This is a genomic window from Enterobacter cloacae complex sp. P13B, from assembly GCF_014895915.1.
GTDB classification, from domain to species: domain Bacteria; phylum Pseudomonadota; class Gammaproteobacteria; order Enterobacterales; family Enterobacteriaceae; genus Enterobacter; species Enterobacter bugandensis.
Window position 1 is genome coordinate 20777 of record NZ_JADBQN010000042.1, and the last position, 17636, is coordinate 38412.

Annotated in this window: 18 protein-coding genes and 1 other annotated feature; of the genes, 11 read left to right on the forward strand and 7 right to left on the reverse strand. The window is 54.7% G+C overall.

The window, feature by feature from the left end; all coding sequences use genetic code 11:
• Positions 1 to 158: 158 nt before the first annotated feature.
• Positions 159 to 1595 (forward strand): exodeoxyribonuclease I, encoded by a 1437-nt coding sequence (sbcB, locus tag IM273_RS18045; RefSeq protein WP_370551850.1) that lies wholly within the window; start codon positions 159 to 161, stop codon positions 1593 to 1595.
• A gap of 58 nt (positions 1596 to 1653) precedes the next feature.
• Here sbcB and plaP read toward each other — a convergent pair whose 3' ends face one another.
• The 4 genes from plaP to IM273_RS18065 form a co-directional block, all read right to left on the reverse strand.
• Positions 1654 to 3012, reverse strand: a complete 1359-nt coding sequence (gene plaP / locus IM273_RS18050) for a putrescine/proton symporter PlaP (RefSeq protein WP_028013759.1) — start codon at positions 3010 to 3012, stop codon at positions 1654 to 1656.
• Complete coding sequence (gene yoeI, locus IM273_RS18055) at positions 3002 to 3064, reverse strand: membrane protein YoeI (protein ID WP_099458931.1); 63 nt, start codon at positions 3062 to 3064, stop codon at positions 3002 to 3004. The genes plaP and yoeI overlap by 11 nt, the downstream gene beginning before the upstream one ends.
• Positions 3065 to 3283: 219 nt before the next feature.
• A complete protein-coding gene (locus IM273_RS18060) occupies positions 3284 to 4213 on the reverse strand; it encodes a LysR substrate-binding domain-containing protein (protein WP_153656631.1) in 930 nt (309 codons plus the stop codon).
• Positions 4214 to 4254: 41 nt separating this feature from the next.
• Complete coding sequence (locus tag IM273_RS18065; protein ID WP_028013761.1) at positions 4255 to 5079, reverse strand: SDR family oxidoreductase; 825 nt, start codon at positions 5077 to 5079, stop codon at positions 4255 to 4257.
• Between the two features lie 175 nt (positions 5080 to 5254).
• Here IM273_RS18065 and hisL point away from each other — a divergent pair, with 175 nt between their 5' ends.
• From hisL to hisIE, 9 genes are all read left to right on the forward strand, one after another.
• A complete protein-coding gene (hisL, locus tag IM273_RS18070) occupies positions 5255 to 5305 on the forward strand; it encodes a his operon leader peptide (protein WP_001364200.1) in 51 nt (16 codons plus the stop codon).
• Positions 5281 to 5404 (forward strand) — a sequence feature (His leader region). It overlaps the preceding gene by 25 nt.
• Positions 5405 to 5449: 45 nt before the next feature.
• Positions 5450 to 6349 (forward strand): ATP phosphoribosyltransferase, encoded by a 900-nt coding sequence (gene hisG, locus IM273_RS18075; RefSeq protein ID WP_192971323.1) that lies wholly within the window; start codon positions 5450 to 5452, stop codon positions 6347 to 6349.
• 5 nt (positions 6350 to 6354) lie between these two features.
• Complete coding sequence (gene hisD, locus IM273_RS18080) at positions 6355 to 7659, forward strand: histidinol dehydrogenase (protein WP_193051746.1); 1305 nt, start codon at positions 6355 to 6357, stop codon at positions 7657 to 7659.
• Positions 7656 to 8717, forward strand: coding sequence for a histidinol-phosphate transaminase (hisC, locus tag IM273_RS18085; RefSeq protein ID WP_193051747.1), 1062 nt, complete (start codon positions 7656 to 7658; stop codon positions 8715 to 8717). Before hisD ends, hisC begins: the two co-directional genes overlap by 4 nt.
• Positions 8714 to 9781 carry a bifunctional histidinol-phosphatase/imidazoleglycerol-phosphate dehydratase HisB gene (gene hisB, locus IM273_RS18090; protein WP_193051748.1) on the forward strand — a complete coding sequence of 356 codons (1068 nt, stop codon included), beginning with the start codon at positions 8714 to 8716 and terminating at the stop codon, positions 9779 to 9781. The genes hisC and hisB overlap by 4 nt, the downstream gene beginning before the upstream one ends.
• Positions 9781 to 10371, forward strand: a complete 591-nt coding sequence (gene hisH / locus IM273_RS18095; RefSeq protein WP_028013765.1) for an imidazole glycerol phosphate synthase subunit HisH — start codon at positions 9781 to 9783, stop codon at positions 10369 to 10371. The genes hisB and hisH overlap by 1 nt, the downstream gene beginning before the upstream one ends.
• The gene (gene hisA / locus IM273_RS18100; protein WP_193051749.1) at positions 10371 to 11108 is read left to right on the forward strand and encodes a 1-(5-phosphoribosyl)-5-[(5-phosphoribosylamino)methylideneamino]imidazole-4-carboxamide isomerase; all 738 of its coding nucleotides are present in this window, start codon (positions 10371 to 10373) and stop codon (positions 11106 to 11108) included. The genes hisH and hisA overlap by 1 nt, the downstream gene beginning before the upstream one ends.
• The gene (gene hisF / locus IM273_RS18105) at positions 11090 to 11866 is read left to right on the forward strand and encodes an imidazole glycerol phosphate synthase subunit HisF (protein ID WP_193051750.1); all 777 of its coding nucleotides are present in this window, start codon (positions 11090 to 11092) and stop codon (positions 11864 to 11866) included. The genes hisA and hisF overlap by 19 nt, the downstream gene beginning before the upstream one ends.
• The gene (gene hisIE / locus IM273_RS18110) at positions 11860 to 12471 is read left to right on the forward strand and encodes a bifunctional phosphoribosyl-AMP cyclohydrolase/phosphoribosyl-ATP diphosphatase HisIE (protein WP_045260396.1); all 612 of its coding nucleotides are present in this window, start codon (positions 11860 to 11862) and stop codon (positions 12469 to 12471) included. Before hisF ends, hisIE begins: the two co-directional genes overlap by 7 nt.
• Before the next feature lie 40 nt (positions 12472 to 12511).
• Here hisIE and wzzB read toward each other — a convergent pair whose 3' ends face one another.
• The gene (gene wzzB, locus IM273_RS18115; RefSeq protein WP_193051751.1) at positions 12512 to 13492 is read right to left on the reverse strand and encodes an LPS O-antigen chain length determinant protein WzzB; all 981 of its coding nucleotides are present in this window, start codon (positions 13490 to 13492) and stop codon (positions 12512 to 12514) included.
• A gap of 192 nt (positions 13493 to 13684) precedes the next feature.
• On the opposite strand from wzzB, the gene IM273_RS18120 reads away from it, so the two are divergent.
• The gene (locus IM273_RS18120; protein WP_193051752.1) at positions 13685 to 14689 is read left to right on the forward strand and encodes an NAD-dependent epimerase; all 1005 of its coding nucleotides are present in this window, start codon (positions 13685 to 13687) and stop codon (positions 14687 to 14689) included.
• A gap of 51 nt (positions 14690 to 14740) precedes the next feature.
• Here IM273_RS18120 and ugd read toward each other — a convergent pair whose 3' ends face one another.
• Together ugd and gndA are read right to left on the reverse strand one after the other, a co-directional pair.
• Complete coding sequence (gene ugd, locus IM273_RS18125) at positions 14741 to 15907, reverse strand: UDP-glucose 6-dehydrogenase (RefSeq protein WP_041909161.1); 1167 nt, start codon at positions 15905 to 15907, stop codon at positions 14741 to 14743.
• Between the two features lie 225 nt (positions 15908 to 16132).
• Entirely contained in the window at positions 16133 to 17539 is a 1407-nt protein-coding gene (gene gndA / locus IM273_RS18130; protein ID WP_193031610.1) for an NADP-dependent phosphogluconate dehydrogenase, read from the reverse strand.
• Between the last annotated feature and the right edge of the window lie 97 nt (positions 17540 to 17636).

The following is a 17636-nucleotide window of genomic DNA, read 5'->3' on the forward strand; positions in this document are numbered from 1 at the left end:
CGGGACTTCTGATGTCGTTACCTGGCTTAATTGCAAAAAAATGTGACAGAACGCAGGTTTTCCGCGGAAGCGGTCTCGCAAATTTGCGCCGCAGCGGCGCTTTTTATTCGGTCTGACCCGCACGATCGTTTACCATAGTGACGTCATTTTTTAACAGGATGGTATTACTGGTGTCTGACTCTGCCGCACGCCCGACTTTTTTGTTCCACGACTACGAAACCTTTGGCACGCATCCGGCGCTGGACCGACCGGCGCAGTTTGCCGCCATCCGCACCGATGACGAATTCAACATCATTGGCGAACCCGAGGTTTTTTACTGTAAACCGGCTGATGACTACCTGCCGCAGCCCGGCGCGGTCATGGTCACCGGGATCACACCGCAGGAAGCGCGGGAAAAAGGCGTTAACGAAGCAGAGTTCGCCCGCCGCATCCACGATCTGTTTACCGTTCCCAATACCTGCGTGGTCGGTTACAACAACATCCGCTTCGATGATGAAGTGACGCGCAATATCTTCTATCGCAACTTCTACGATCCGTACGCCTGGAGCTGGCAGAACCGCAATTCACGCTGGGATCTGCTCGACATCATGCGCGCCTGTTATGCCCTGCGCCCTGAAGGCATTAACTGGCCGGAAAATGAGGAAGGGCTGATCAGCTTCCGGCTGGAACACCTGACGCGCGCCAACGGCATCGAGCACAACAATGCCCACGACGCGATGGCAGACGTCTATGCCACCATTGCCATGGCGAAGCTGGTGAAAACCGCACAGCCCCGGCTGTTTGAATATCTGCTGAGCCACCGAAGCAAGCAGAAGCTCATGACCCTTATCGACGTACCGCAGATGAAGCCCCTGGTGCATATCTCCGGCATGTTTGGCGCCTGGCGCGGCAATACCAGCTGGGTCGCGCCGCTGGCGTGGCACCCGGATAACCGTAATGCGGTTATCATGGTGGACCTGGCGGGCGATATTTCGCCGCTGCTGGAACTTGACAGCGATACCCTGCGCGAACGGCTTTACACCCCGAAAAATGAACTCGGGGATCTGCCTGCGGTGCCGGTCAAGCTGGTGCATATCAATAAATGTCCGGTACTGGCGCAGGCGAATACGCTGCGCCCGGAAGATGCGGACAGACTCGGCATTAACCGTCAGCACTGCCTCGATAACCTGAAAGTGCTGCGCGAAAACCCTCAGGTGCGCGAGAAGGTGGTCGCCATCTTTGCCGAGGCGGAGCCGTTCGTGCCGTCTGAAAACGTGGACGCCCAGCTCTATAACGGTTTCTTCAGCGATGCCGACCGCGCAGCCATGAATATTGTTCTGCAAACCGAGCCGCGTAACTTACCTGCGCTGGACATCACCTTCGCCGATAAGCGCATCGAAAAGCTGATGTTTAACTACCGGGCGCGCAATTATCCCGGCACGCTGGATGAAGCAGAACAGGCGCGCTGGCTGCAGCACCGCCGAAACGTGTTTACGCCAGAGTATCTGCAGCATTACGCGCAGGAGCTTGAGTCGTTATACAACCAGTATGAAGGCAACGCAGAAAAACAGATCCTGTTAAAAGCCCTGTTCCAGTACGCGCAAGAGATAGTCTGAAGTGAGATATAAAAAAACCGGAGACAAGGTCTCCGGTTTTTTTTTAATACGTTAAGACTTAAGCAACGTCTTCGTACTGCGGAACCGGGTTACGGAAGCTCTTCGTGACACAGGCCAGGTACACCAGGCCGATACCTGCCCAAATCAGGCCAAGCACCATCGAGCTCTCTTCCAGGTTAACCCACAGCGCGCCCACGGTCAGGGCACCGCACATCGGCAGGAACAGATACTGGAAGTGATCTTTCAGCGTCTTGTTACGCTTTTCACGGATCCAGAACTGAGAGATAACCGACAGGTTAACAAAGGTGAACGCCACCAGCGCACCGAAGTTAATCAGCGCCGTTGCCATCACCAGGTCAAAGTTAATCGCCAGAAGCGCGATCGCACCGACAAGGATAATGTTCATCGCCGGGGTACGCCAGGTTGGATGCACGTAGCCGAAGAAGCTTTTCGGGAATACGCCATCACGACCCATTACGTACATCAGACGCGCAACGCCTGCATGCGCGGCCATACCGGACGCCAGTACGGTGATGGTGGAGAAGATCAGCGCGCCGACCTGGAACGCTTTACCCGCCACATAGAGCATGATTTCCGGCTGAGACGCATCCGGATCCTTGAAGCGCGAGATATCCGGGAAGTACAGCTGCAGGAAATAGGTCGAGAAAATAAAGATCAGACCGCCAATCAGCGCCGTCAGGAAGATGGCACGCGGGATCACGCGCTCTGCATCCTTCGTTTCCTCAGACAGGTTGCTAATCCCGTCGAAACCGGTAAAGGAGAAGCACAGAATCGTCGCCCCGGTAATCATCGGGATCACATGCGCATCACCAGACCAGAACGGTTTGCTGCTCGCCAGGGTGCCCGCGCCTTCGCCGTGGAATACGCCATAGATCACCATGCCAAGAATCACGGCAATCAGGACAACCTGAAGCACAACGATAACGGAGTTAAAGTTGGCAACGGACTTGATGCTGCGCAGGTTAAAGGCCGTCATAAAGGCTACCAGCGCCACGACGAAGATCCACGAGGGAATCGATGGCACCAGCGCTTCAAAATAGATTTTTGCCAGCAGAATGTTGATCATCGGCGCGAACAGGTAGTCGAGCAGCGAAGACCAGCCCACCATAAAGCCAACCGTCGGGCTGATGGATTTCTGGGCATAGGTGTAGGCGGAACCTGCAGACGGATAGCGACGCACCAGTTTACCGTAGCTCAGCGCGGTAAAGAGGATCGCAATCAGCGCAAAGCCGTAAGCCGTCGGCACATGACCGTCAGTGAGGCCTGATACGATACCGAATGTATCGAACAGCGTCATCGGTTGCATATAGGCAAGGCCCATCATAACAACCGGAATCAACGTAAGCGTTTTACGTAATTCCACGCGAGAGGTGTTTGGAGTTGCGTTATGCGACATAGTTATTCTCCTTTACGGTGATAACCGCCACGTAAGCGAAAAATTGCCCCATTTCTTTCTTCCTCAGCGACAACAACTGTCGGATTTTAGTAAATATCTATCCGGTACGAAGCCCGGCCTCTTGGTTTTTAGTTTCGTTTCGTACATGCAAAAAAAAATAACCGACGCCTTTTATATCGTCGATTATTCATTTGGTTGCAGCGGCGGCATTTTGCCCCACATCGGATACAAAAGGCAATACTTTGCAACGCACCGGGTCATTTTCTTTTTTCTAACTGGCTGATTTCTCGGCGCTCCCCTGAGAGTAAACTGCGGCGATAGCACTATTTGCTAAAATTTCGTCCCGCCACCAGGCGCTGGCCAGCCCGGCGGTTTGTTCATTCCAGCCGACCCACACCGATTCGTTACTGCTTTGCGCAAGCACCTGTTTTTCAACAAGCGCACCGCTATCAATAAAGCGCTGCGCCAGGTAGCGCGGTAAATAGCCGCAGCCCAGGCCGCTAATTTGCAGCTCCAGCTTGGTTTTAAAGTCAAAAACGGTAATGGCCTCCTGCTCATCCAGCAGCTGCGAGGAAACCGCACATTCGGGGCGCGAGCTGTCCCCGACTACTATTGCGCGGTACCCCTTAATAACGCGGCGGTTAAGAGGATCAGGCTCCTGAGCCAGCGGATGATGGGGCGCCACGGCAAATACCTGCTCCAGCACGCCCAGGCGGGCAAAGCCAAAGTCACTCAACTGGGGAGGCTCATGCAGGGCACCGACAAAGATGTCCGCCCTGCCCTGGGTTAAAGCCTCCCAGGAGCCGCCCAGCACCCCGTTGATGAAGATCAGCCGGGTGACGCTGTGATGCTGGTAAAACGCTTCAATGAGCGGCGTCAGTAGAGAAAACGGAAAGGTATCATCCACGCCAATCACCAGCTCATTCTCCCATCCCTGATGGAGCTTGACGGCCTGCTTTTCCAGCTCGCGAACGGTATGAAGAACGTCACGGCCTTTTTCCAGCAGCATCTGCCCGGTGCGGGTAAACCGCGCGCGGTGCCCGGTGCGATCGAGGATCTGAATATTGAGGTCGCTTTCCAGTTTTTGAACGGTATAGCTCAGGGCCGAAGGGGTTTTGTAAAGCTTTGCCGAGGCAGCCGCAAAGCTCCCCTCTTTTTCCAGTGCATCCAGAATAATAAGAACATCCAGCAGCGGTTTCATGCTCGCCCCCTTCCGGTATGCGATTGTCTCCGCTGCGGGGCTTATTCCATGGGCATCACCAGCGGATCGGGATACTGATACTCAAACCCCAGCTCATGGCAAATGCGATTGCCATCAACAATTTTGCCTTTACTTTCGTTCTTTGCCTCACCAAAAACCGGCGGAGCCAACCCAAGCTGGCGTGCCATGAGCGGGTAAAACGTGCTGCGCGCCGGATGAGACGGTGCACATATATTATAGATGTGTCCGCCTTTTGGAGCCTGTAAGAGTAGCTCAATCGCGCCAATAACATCTTCAAGATGCACAAGATTCACGCCATGTTGACCGTCTGGTGCCGTCTTACCGGCAAAGAAGCGCCCCGGATGACGCCCCGGGCCAACCAGCCCCGCCAGACGAACGATATCGACCTGCGTGCCGGGAAGGTTATGCAGCCAGTCTTCCAGCTCTTTCAGGACCTGACCGCTCGCGGTTACGGGACGGCGCTCGGAACTCTCTTTCACCACGCCCTCAGCATCGCCATAAACCGACGTCGAGCTGGTAAAAATAATGCGCGGGACGTGATGCGCCAGCGCGCTGTCGACAATCTCCTGCATCGCCTGCAGGTAGAATGATTCGCCCGGGCCACTGCGCCGTGCGGGTAGCGTAATCACCAGCGCATCTACGTTCATCAGCGTGTCCAGATCGTCCGCATCACACACCAGCTCCGGCTCCAGACGCAGTTCAACGCCATCAATACCGCACATGCGTGCCGCTTCGACCCCATCCCGGGTGGTCTTGCTCCCGGTCACCTGCCAGCCTTTCGCGGCTAATGACATCGCCAGCGGCATTCCCAGCCATCCTAAACCGACAATCGCGACCTTTTTCATGCGAATTCTCCTGACTCTCACTCGTCTTTCATAAGGCTACGCCAGCCCGGCAGAACACACAATTCATAGCATCAATATGAAATGAATTAATGATCAAAAAAAGCCCTTGCAATATGTCGTACAACTGGTTTAGGTTAAAAGACATCAAATGAATAAGCATTCATCGAGAATTTATATGACACGCGTTCAATTTAAACACCACCATCATCACCATCATCCTGACTAGTCTTTCAGGCGATGTGTGCTGGAAGACGTTTGGATCTTCCAGTGGTGCATGAACGCATGAAAAAGCCCCCGGAAGATCTTCTTCCGGGGGCTTTTTTTTGGACCGAATTCAGACAGGTTAAAACAGGTTAACGAGGAATAAAGAATGTTAGATAACTCACGTTTACGCATAGCTATTCAAAAATCAGGCCGTTTGAGCGACGATTCACGCGAACTGCTGGCCCGCTGCGGGATTAAAATCAACCTGCATACCCAGCGCCTGATTGCCCTGGCTGAAAACATGCCCATCGACATTCTGCGCGTGCGTGATGACGATATTCCCGGCCTTGTGATGGACGGCGTCGTTGACCTCGGTATCATCGGTGAAAACGTGCTGGAAGAAGAGCTGCTGACCCGCCGCGCCCAGGGTGAAGACCCGCGTTACTTCACCCTGCGTCGTCTGGACTTCGGCGGTTGCCGCCTGTCGCTGGCAACGCCGGTTGATGAAGCGTGGGACGGCCCGGCCGCGCTGAACGGCAAACGTATCGCCACCTCTTACCCTCACCTGTTGAAGCGTTATCTCGACCAGAAAGGCGTGCAGTTTAAATCCTGCCTGCTGAACGGCTCCGTTGAAGTGGCACCGCGTGCGGGTCTGGCGGACGCCATCTGTGACCTCGTCTCGACCGGCGCGACGCTGGAAGCGAACGGTCTGCGCGAAGTGGAAGTCATCTACCGCTCTAAAGCGTGCCTGATTCAGCGCGACGGCGAGATGGCCGACGCCAAACAGCAGCTGATCGACAAGCTGCTGACCCGTATTCAGGGCGTGATTCAGGCGCGTGAGTCCAAATACATCATGATGCACGCCCCAACCGAGCGTCTGAATGAAGTGATTGCCCTGCTGCCGGGCGCTGAGCGCCCAACCATCCTGCCGCTGGCGGGCGATCAGCAGCGCGTGGCGATGCACATGGTGAGCAGCGAAACCCTGTTCTGGGAAACCATGGAAAAACTGAAGGCGCTGGGCGCAAGCTCCATCCTGGTGCTGCCAATTGAGAAGATGATGGAGTAATGGCCATGAGCTTTAACACAATCATCGACTGGAATACCTGTAGCGACGCACAACAGCGTGAGCTGCTGATGCGCCCGGCGATTTCCGCCTCTGAGAGCATCTCACGCGCCGTGGCGGAGATCCTGGATAACGTCAAAGCCCGTGGCGATGACGCCCTGCGTGAATACAGCGTGAAGTTTGATAAGACGGAAGTCGGCGCATTACAGGTTACTAAGCAGGAAATCATTGATGCCAGTAATCGTCTGGGAGATGACATCAAGCAGGCGATGGCCGTTGCGGTGAAAAACATTGATACCTTCCACACCGCGCAGAAGCTGCAGACCGTGGATGTCGAAACCCTGCCCGGCGTGCGTTGCCAGCAGGTGACGCGCCCGGTTGCGTCAGTGGGACTTTATATCCCTGGTGGTTCAGCGCCGCTGTTTTCGACCGTATTAATGCTCGCCACGCCGGCGCGTATCGCCGGATGCCAGAAAATAGTGCTGTGCTCTCCGCCACCGATCGCCGATGAGATCCTCTACGCGGCAAAACTCTGCGGCGTGCAGGCGGTGTATAAAGTGGGCGGCGCGCAGGCGATTTCGGCCCTGGCGTTCGGCACAGAGTCCATTCCTAAAGTCGACAAAATCTTTGGCCCGGGCAATGCGTATGTGACCGAAGCCAAGCGCCAGGTCAGCCAGCGTCTCGACGGCGCTGCAATCGATATGCCTGCCGGTCCGTCTGAAGTGCTGGTCATTGCCGACAGCGGCGCAACACCGGACTTCGTGGCCTCCGACCTGCTTTCACAGGCAGAACACGGCCCGGACTCGCAGGTCATCCTGCTGACGCCTGATGCCGATATGGCGAAACGCGTGGGCGAAGCCGTTGAACGCCAGCTTGCCGACCTGCCCCGCGCCGACACGGCACGTCAGGCGTTAGCGGCCAGCCGCCTGATTGTGGCGCGCGATCTCGAGCAGTGCATTGCCATCTCCAACCAGTACGGCCCGGAGCACCTGATTATTCAGACCCGCAACGCGCGCGATCTGGTCGACAGCATCACCAGCGCGGGCTCGGTGTTCCTCGGCGACTGGTCACCGGAGTCCGCAGGGGATTACGCCTCCGGCACCAACCACGTGCTGCCAACGTATGGCTACACCTCTACCTGTTCCAGCCTCGGCCTGGCGGATTTCCAGAAACGCATGACCGTGCAGGAGCTGTCCCGCGAGGGGTTTGCTTCACTGGCTTCTACTATTGAAACCCTGGCCGCCGCCGAGCGTCTGACCGCCCACAAAAACGCCGTGACGCTGCGCGTTGCCGCCCTGAAGGAGCAAGCATGAACATTGAAGAATTAGCCCGCGAAAATGTCCGCCGCCTGACGCCTTACCAGTCTGCGCGTCGTCTGGGCGGAAACGGGGACGTCTGGCTGAACGCCAACGAATTCCCGACTGCGGTGCAGTTTGAGCTGTCGCAGCAAACGCTGAACCGCTATCCGGAGTGTCAGCCAAAAGCGGTGATTGAAAACTACGCCCAGTACGCGGGTGTGAAGCCGGAGCAGGTACTGGTCAGCCGCGGCGCGGATGAGGGCATTGAGCTGCTGATCCGCGCGTTCTGCGAGCCGGGCAAAGACGCGGTGATGTACTGCCAGCCCACGTACGGCATGTACAGCGTCAGCGCCGAAACCTTCGGCGTGGCGTGCCGCAACGTCCAGGCGCTGGAGAACTGGCAGCTCGATTTACAGGGCATTGCCGACAATCTCGACGGCGTGAAGGTCGTCTTCGTCTGCAGCCCAAATAACCCCACCGGGCAGATTATTAACCCGCAGGATATTCGCACCCTGCTGGAGATGACCCGTGGTAAAACGCTGGTGGTGGCCGACGAGGCCTACATCGAGTTCTGCCCGCAGGCGACGCTGACGGGCTGGCTGGAAGAGTATCCGCATCTCGTTGTGCTGCGCACGTTGTCAAAAGCCTTCGCCCTCGCGGGCCTGCGCTGCGGGTTTACGCTGGCGAATAAAGAGGTCATCGACCTGCTGCTGAAAGTGATCGCCCCGTACCCGCTCTCAACGCCGGTTGCCGATATTGCGGCACAGGCGCTGACGCCTCAGGGTATCAACGCGATGCGCGAACGCGTGGCGCAGATCCTGGAGGAACGTCAGTACCTTGTCACCGCGCTGAAAGACATCCCTTGCGTCGAGCAGGTGTTCGACTCGGAAACCAACTACATCCTGGCGCGCTTCACCGCCTCCAGTGCCGTATTTAAATCTTTATGGGATCAGGGCATTATCTTACGAGACCAGAATAAACAACCTTCCCTGAGTGGCTGTTTACGTATCACCGTAGGCACCCGCGCAGAGAGCCAGCGCGTCATTGACGCCCTGAAAGCGGAGAAAGTATGACCCAGAAGATCCTTTTCATCGATCGTGATGGCACCCTTATTTCGGAGCCACCAGCCGATTTCCAGGTCGATCGTTTCGATAAGCTGGCTTTTGAACCGGACGTGATCCCGGTGCTGCTTAAGCTTCAGAAAGCGGGCTATAAGCTGGTAATGATCACCAACCAGGACGGTCTGGGTACGGACAGTTTCCCGCAGGCGGACTTTGACGGCCCGCATAACCTGATGATGCAGGTGCTGACCTCTCAGGGCGTGGTATTTGATGAAGTGCTGATTTGCCCGCACATGCCAGCCGACGAGTGCGACTGCCGTAAGCCAAAGGTGAAGCTGGTTGAGCGCTATCTGGCCGAAGATATGCTGGATAAAACCAACAGCTACGTCATCGGCGATCGCATCACCGATATTACGCTGGCGGAAAACATGGGCATCGCGGGGCTGCGCTACGATCGTAACGACCTTAACTGGGCAAAGATTGGCGAGCAACTGACAAAACGCGACCGCTATTCCCACGTTGAGCGTAACACCAAAGAGACGCAGATTGATGTAAAGGTATGGCTGGACCGTGAAGGCGGCAGCAAGATCCACACCGGCGTCGGTTTCTTTGACCACATGCTGGACCAGATCGCCACCCACGGCGGTTTCCGCATTGAGATCGCGGTAAAAGGCGACCTTTATATTGACGATCACCACACCGTGGAAGATACCGGCCTGGCGCTGGGTGAAGCCCTGAAGCTGGCGCTCGGCGACAAGCGCGGCATCAACCGTTTCGGCTTCGTCCTGCCGATGGACGAGTGCCTGGCGCGCTGCGCCATGGATATCTCGGGTCGTCCGCACCTGGAATACAAAGCTGATTTCACCTACCAGCGCGTCGGCGATCTCAGCACCGAAATGGTGGAGCACTTCTTCCGTTCCCTGTCCTACACCATGGGACTGACGCTGCACCTGAAAACCAAAGGCAAAAACGATCACCACCGCGTGGAGAGCCTGTTTAAAGCCTTTGGCCGTACGCTTCGCCAGGCGATCCGCGTGGAAGGCGATGCCCTGCCCTCGTCGAAAGGAGTGCTGTAATGAACGTGGTGATTCTGGATACCGGATGCGCCAACCTCAACTCCGTGAAATCGGCCATCGCGCGCCACGGCTATGAGCCGGTGGTGAGCCGCGATCCGGACATTGTATTGCGCGCTGACAAGCTTTTCCTGCCGGGCGTTGGCACCGCACAGGCGGCGATGGACCAGATTCGCGAACGCGATCTGGTCGATTTGATCAAAGCCTGTACCCAGCCGGTGCTGGGGATTTGCCTGGGCATGCAGCTTCTTGGCCGCCGCAGCGAAGAGAGCAACGGCGTTGACCTGCTGGGCATTATCGACGAAGACGTACCGAAAATGACCGACCACGGCCTGCCTCTGCCTCATATGGGCTGGAACCGCGTTTACGCCAAAGCGGGTGACCGGCTGTTTCGCGGCATCGAAGACGGCGCGTATTTTTACTTCGTACACAGTTACGCCATGCCGGTGAACGTCAATACCATCGCCCAGTGCACTTACGGCGAGGCGTTTACCGCGGCGGTGCAGAAAGACAATTTCTTCGGCGTGCAGTTTCACCCGGAACGCTCTGGCGCCGCGGGCGCGCAGCTGCTGAAAAACTTCCTGGAGATGTGATGATTATTCCCGCTTTAGATTTAATCGACGGCACGGTTGTCCGACTTCATCAGGGCGATTACGGTCAACAGCGCGACTACGGAAAGGACCCGCTGCCGCGCCTGCAGGATTATGCCGCCCAGGGTGCACAGGTGCTGCATCTGGTGGATTTAACGGGCGCGAAAGATCCGGCGAAGCGCCAGATCCCGCTGCTGAAAAAACTGGTTGCTGGTGTTGACGTGCCCGTGCAGGTCGGCGGCGGCGTACGCACCGAGGACGACGTGGCGGCTCTGCTGGATGCGGGCGTGGCGCGCGTGGTAATAGGGTCAACCGCCGTGAAAGAGCCTGAGACGGTGAAGGGCTGGTTCCGCCGCTTTGGCGCCGACGCCCTGGTACTGGCGCTGGACGTGCGCATTGACGAACAGGGTAATAAACAGGTGGCGGTCAGCGGCTGGCAGGAAAATTCCGGCGTAACGCTGGAAGCGCTGGTCGAGACGTATCTCCCTGTGGGCCTGAAGCACGTGCTGTGCACTGACATCTCGCGCGACGGCACGCTGGCGGGTTCCAACGTTTCTTTATATGAAGAAGTTTGCGCCCGTTATCCGCAGGTGGCATTCCAGTCATCTGGCGGCATCGGTGACTTAGCCGATATCGCCGCGCTGCGCGGAACGGGGGTACAGGGCGTGATTGTGGGCCGGGCCCTGCTGGAAGGTAAATTTACGGTGACGGAGGCGATTCAATGCTGGCAAAACGGATAATTCCTTGTCTTGACGTGCGCGATGGTCAGGTTGTGAAAGGCGTGCAGTTCCGCAACCACGAGATCATTGGCGATATCGTCCCGCTGGCAAAACGCTATGCCGATGAAGGCGCTGACGAACTGGTCTTCTATGATATCACCGCCTCCAGCGATGGCCGCGTGGTCGATAAAAGCTGGATCGCGCGCGTGGCGGAAGTGATTGATATTCCGTTCTGCGTGGCGGGCGGGATTAAGTCTGCTGATGACGCCGCCAAAATTCTCTCTTTTGGCGCCGACAAGATTTCCATCAACTCCCCTGCTCTGGCCGAGCCGGAACTGATTACCCGCCTGGCCGATCGCTTTGGCGTGCAGTGCATAGTGGTAGGGATTGATACCTGGTTCGACGCCGCGACCGGCAAATATCACGTTAACCAATATACTGGCGATGAAAGCCGGACGCGCGTGACGCAGTGGGAAACGCTCGACTGGGTGCAGGAAGTGCAGAAGCGCGGCGCAGGTGAGATTGTGCTGAACATGATGAACCAGGACGGCGTGCGTAACGGTTACGATCTCGAGCAGCTGAAGAAAGTTCGCGCGGTGTGCCACGTTCCGCTGATTGCCTCCGGCGGCGCGGGCACCATGGAACACTTCCTGGAAGCCTTCCGCGATGCGAACGTCGACGGCGCGCTGGCCGCCTCCGTGTTCCATAAACAGATTATCAATATTGGCGAGTTAAAAACGTACCTGGCCGACCAGGGCGTGGAGATCAGGGTATGTTAACAGAGCAACAACAGGCGCAGCTGGACTGGGAAAAAACTGACGGATTACTGCCGGTGGTTGTACAGCATGCCGTCTCAGGCGAAGTGCTGATGCTGGGTTACATGAACCAGGACGCGCTGGCAAAAACGATCGACAGCGGCAAAGTGACGTTTTTCTCGCGCACTAAGCAGCGCCTGTGGACCAAAGGGGAAACCTCGGGGCACTTCCTGAACGTGGTCAGCATGACGCCAGACTGCGATAACGACACCCTGCTGGTGCTGGTGAACCCAATCGGCCCAACCTGCCATAAAGGCACCAGCAGCTGCTTCGGCGAGGCGAGTCACCAGTGGCTGTTCCTGTACCAGCTTGAGCAACTCCTGGCGGAGCGTAAATCCGCGGATCCTGAGAGCTCCTATACCGCGAAGCTGTATGCCAGCGGGACTAAGCGTATTGCGCAGAAGGTGGGTGAAGAAGGCGTTGAGACGGCGCTGGCCGCGACCGTACACGACCGGGAAGAGTTGACGAATGAAGCGTCGGATTTGATGTATCACCTGTTGGTGCTGCTGCAGGATCAGGAACTGGATTTGACGGCGGTGATTGAGAATCTTCGAAAGCGTCATAAATAAAAAAACCGGGGAATTTCCCCGGTTTTTTTTAATCTGCAAATCAGGCTTTTGGCTTATAGTTGCGTAATGCGTTACGCCCTAATACCACACCGGAACCAATCATTCCGCCCAGCAGCACGGCAAGGATCAGAACAATGGCTTTTTTCGGGCTATCGCGACGAACGGGCAGATCCGGTTTCATGACGTAACGGTAGACGTGGATAGTGTCCGGGTTTACGTTCAGATTTTGAATGTCCAGCAAGTTTTGCCTGGTCTGATAGTAAGCAGCAGAAAAGACCAGCGGACGAGAGGCTTCGTTTTGAATCATTGATTTCAGCCCCTCGCTTCCCAGCAGGAACATCGTCTCCTGAGTCACATCCTGGGTTTGCTGGAGCTGCGGCGAGGAGATTTTCGCCGCTTCAGCATTTTTCAGCGCCTCAACGATCTGCTTGATACGCAGATCTTTCTGCTCCTGGGCAACCTTCTCCTGATTTACCAGGGAATCGTTCAGGGTTTTAACCTGCTCTTTAATATTGTCCTTAAGGTCAAGGGCAAGTTCTTTTGCCGTTTGCTCATCAATCTGCTGAATGTACTGCGCCAGCTGCTTTTGCGCAGCTTCGGCAGATGTACTGGTATAGGAGACGATTAAAGGCAGCGTTTGTCCTTTCACAGTAGGCTCAATAGTCAGTTTCTCTGGCACTTCCTGATTGTCCAGCGCCTGCGATAACGCCGAGAAAGAGGAGTTGAAACGGCCAATCGCACGCGTTTGAATGTCCAGCATTGAAGGGGCAGCACTGCCATAGAGGATGTTCAATGCATTTGAATAGGTCGCTATTTGGGCGGCATCAGGCTGGGCAATAATCGCGCTTGAGGTCCACTTCTCTTTCGCAACAGAAAGATAACCAATAGCCAGGGCAATAAAAACAACAACAAACGTTGCTATCATCCACTTCCCACGCCACAGCTGCAGCGCTATATCAAGTAAATCAATTTGCTCAGGGTCATTGCTTCGGATGACCTGGCTATTGTTGTTGTGCGTCATACATTCCCTAACAGATGAAAAAGGGCAAACATAATTGTGTTTTCATAGTTTATCTATTGCTGGGGATTTTTCTATAAGAATCCGATGAGTTATATCGGAAAGATGCGTTATGTAACTCGCCCCCTTCGCGCTATCATAGTCACCATGTGATGCGTTATCGCATCTGTAAGCGTTGGGTATTTGAGGAAAGATATGAAATTTCTGGTAACGGGTGCAGCGGGTTTTATCGGTTCGAATGTCAGCAAACGCCTCATTGAGGGCGGTCATGAGGTTGTCGGTATTGATAACCTGAACGACTATTACGATGTTAATTTAAAGCTGGCACGTCTGGAACGGCTACAATCTGAGCGATTCACCTTCCACAAGATGGAATTAGCTGACCGGGAAGGTATGGCTGCGCTTTTCGCTGACGAGAAGTTCGATCGCGTTATTCACCTGGCCGCACAGGCAGGCGTACGCTACTCCCTGGAAAACCCGCATGCGTACGCCGATGCCAACCTTATTGGCCACCTCAACGTGCTGGAAGGCTGCCGCCATAACCACGTTCAGCATTTGCTGTATGCCTCATCCAGCTCCGTATATGGCCTCAACCGTAAGATGCCCTTCTCCACTGACGATTCCGTGGATCATCCGGTCTCGCTCTATGCCGCGACCAAAAAAGCCAATGAGCTGATGTCGCACACCTATTCGCATCTTTACAACCTGCCGACCACCGGACTGCGCTTCTTTACCGTATACGGTCCGTGGGGACGCCCGGACATGGCGCTGTTTAAGTTTACTAAGGCGATGATTGAAGGCAAAAGCATCGATGTCTATAACTACGGCAAGATGAAGCGCGATTTCACCTACATCGATGATATCGCTGAAGCAATTATCCGCCTGCTGGATGTTATTCCCCATCCTGACGCAAACTGGACCGTCGAGACTGGCTCACCGGCAACCAGTTCAGCACCTTACCGCGTTTACAACATCGGTAACAGTTCGCCAGTAGAACTGATGGACTACATCACCGCGCTGGAAGAGGCGCTGGGTAAGAAAGCCGAGAAAAATATGTTGCCACTCCAGCCGGGCGACGTCCTGGAAACCAGCGCCGACACGAAAGCGCTCTATGACGTGATCGGTTTCAAACCGCAAACCTCGGTTAAAGACGGCGTGAAGAACTTCGTTGACTGGTACCGCGAGTTTTACAAGGTCTGAAAATAAAAAACCCGGCAAATCAGCCGGGTTTTTTATTTTAACGTAATAGAATTAGTCGCTACCGAACAGATCGCGGGTATAGACTTTGTCAGCGACGTCAGCCAGCTCTTCGGCCATGCGGTTCGATATGATGACATCCGCTTCCTTCTTAAAAGCATCCAGATCGCGGATCACGCGGGAATTGAAGAACTGATCTTCCTGCATGGCCGGTTCATAAATAATAACCTCAACGCCTTTCGCCTTGATGCGCTTCATGATCCCCTGAATGGAAGAGGCGCGGAAGTTATCGGAACCGCTCTTCATGATCAGACGATACACGCCGACCACTTTCGGCTGGCGCGCAAGAATAGAATCGGAGATGAAATCTTTACGCGTACGGTTAGCGTCAACAATCGCAGAAATGAGATTATTCGGTACAGCCTGGTAGTTTGCCAGCAGCTGCTTGGTGTCTTTTGGCAGGCAATAGCCGCCGTAGCCAAATGAGGGGTTGTTGTAGTGGTTGCCAATACGCGGGTCGAGGCAAACCCCTTCAATAATCTGGCGGGTATTCAGTCCGAGACTTTCTGCATAGCTGTCGAGCTCATTGAAGTAAGCGACTCGCATTGCCAGATAGGTGTTTGCGAAAAGCTTAATTGCCTCCGCTTCGGTGGAGTCTGTGAACAGCACCGGAATATCTTTCTTCACTGCGCCTTCCTGCAGCAGTGCGGCAAAGCGTTCAGCGCGCTCAGAACGTTCGCCAATAACGATACGGGAAGGATGTAGGTTATCGTAAAGCGCTCTCCCCTCACGCAGGAACTCTGGCGAGAAGAAGATATTATCAATACCAAACTTTTCTTTGATGGATTTGGTAAAGCCGACAGGAATGGTTGATTTAATAACCATCACCGCATCAGGATTGACCGCAATAACATCTTTGATAACCGCTTCTACGGTTGAGGTGTTGAAGTAATTGGTTTTTGGATCGTAGTCAGTAGGCGTCGCAATGATGACGTAATCCGCATCGCGGTATGCATCTTCTTTATCTGTCGTGGCGCGGAAATTCAGCGGTTTGTTGCTGAGATAGTCCTGGATTTCTTTGTCGACAATCGGCGATTTCTTCTGATTGAGCATATCCACTTTGGCCTGCACGATATCCAGCGCAACCACTTCATGGTTCTGAGCAATCAGAATGCCGTTAGAAAGACCGACATACCCTGTTCCGGAAATTGTTATTTTCATTCGCTAATGACTTCTTTTAGTTAACTGTATTGATGGCCGGCAGACCATCGCGATAAACATAACTGTTGGGCTTTGTACCTCCTGGCAAACAGCACTGTCAAGGCAAACCAGGAGTAATCACAACGAGGGGGATGAGATTCAGACTACTTCGAATAATGCGCGGCATTTTTTACATAAAAAAACCCGGAGACAGGCTCCGGGTTTGATGATAGCGAGTAAGTTAACTTATTCCATCCATTCGGTGTGGAACACGCCTTCTTTATCCGTGCGCTTGTAAGTATGCGCGCCGAAATAGTCACGCTGTGCCTGAATCAGGTTGGCAGGCAGAACGGCAGCGCGGTAGCTATCGTAATACGCCACCGCAGCGGAGAAGGTTGGAACCGGGATACCGTTCTGTACAGCGTAGGCAACCACGTCACGCAGCGCCTGCTGGTACTCGTCTGCAATCTTCTTAAAGTACGGTGCCAGCAGAAGGTTAGCGATACCTGCGTTTTCAGCATAGGCATCGGTGATTTTCTGCAGGAACTGCGCACGAATGATGCAACCCGCGCGGAAGATCTTCGCGATCTCGCCGTAGTTCAGGTCCCAGTTGTTCTCGTCAGACGCCGCACGCAGCTGTGAGAAGCCCTGCGCGTAAGAGACGATTTTACCCAGGTACAGGGCGCGACGAACTTTCTCGACGAACTCAGCTTTGTCACCGGCTGGTTTAGCCTGTGGGCCTGACAGCACTTTAGAAGCCGCTACGCGCTGCTCTTTCAGAGAAGAGATATAACGCGCAAAGACGGATTCGGTGATCAGAGACAGCGGCTCGCCCAGATCCAGAGAGCTCTGGCTGGTCCATTTACCGGTACCTTTGTTCGCTGCTTCATCCAGAATCACATCAACAAGGTATTTACCCTCTTCATCTTTCTTCGTGAAGATATCTTTGGTGATGTCGATCAGATAGCTGTTAAGCTCGCCTTTATTCCACTCGGTAAAGGTTTCAGCCAGCTCTTCGTTAGAGAGATTCAGGCCGCCTTTCAGCAGGGAGTATGCTTCTGCAATCAGCTGCATATCGCCATATTCGATGCCGTTGTGCACCATTTTAACATAGTGACCCGCACCGTCCGGACCGATATAGGTCACACATGGCTCGCCGTCTTCTGCAACAGCAGCGATTTTGGTCAGAATAGGCGCAACCAGCTCGTACGCTTCTTTCTGGCCGCCAGGCATGATGGATGGGCCTTTCAGCGCACCCTCTTCGCCACCGGATACACCGGTACCGATGAAGTTGAAGCCTTCAGCGGACAGTTCACGGTTACGACGAATGGTGTCCAGGAAGAAGGTGTTACCGCCATCAATGATGATGTCACCTTTTTCGAGGTAAGGCTTAAGGGAGTCGATAGCTGCATCGGTACCTGCGCCTGCTTTCACCATTAACAGGATACGACGAGGCGTTTCCAGAGACTCAACAAACTCTTTAACCGTATAGAAAGGAACCAGTTTCTTGCCTGGGTTCTCGGCAATCACTTCTTCGGTCTTATCACGGGAGCGGTTGAAAACGGAGACGGTATAACCACGGCTTTCGATGTTGAGCGCCAGGTTGCGCCCCATCACTGCCATTCCGACGACGCCGATTTGTTGCTTGGACATTACATACTCCTGTCAGGTGTGGTCACCGCGACATACGCGGTTGTTCAATATGCTTCTATATTATCCTAGCTTACTTCAACTATAAATAGATATAATG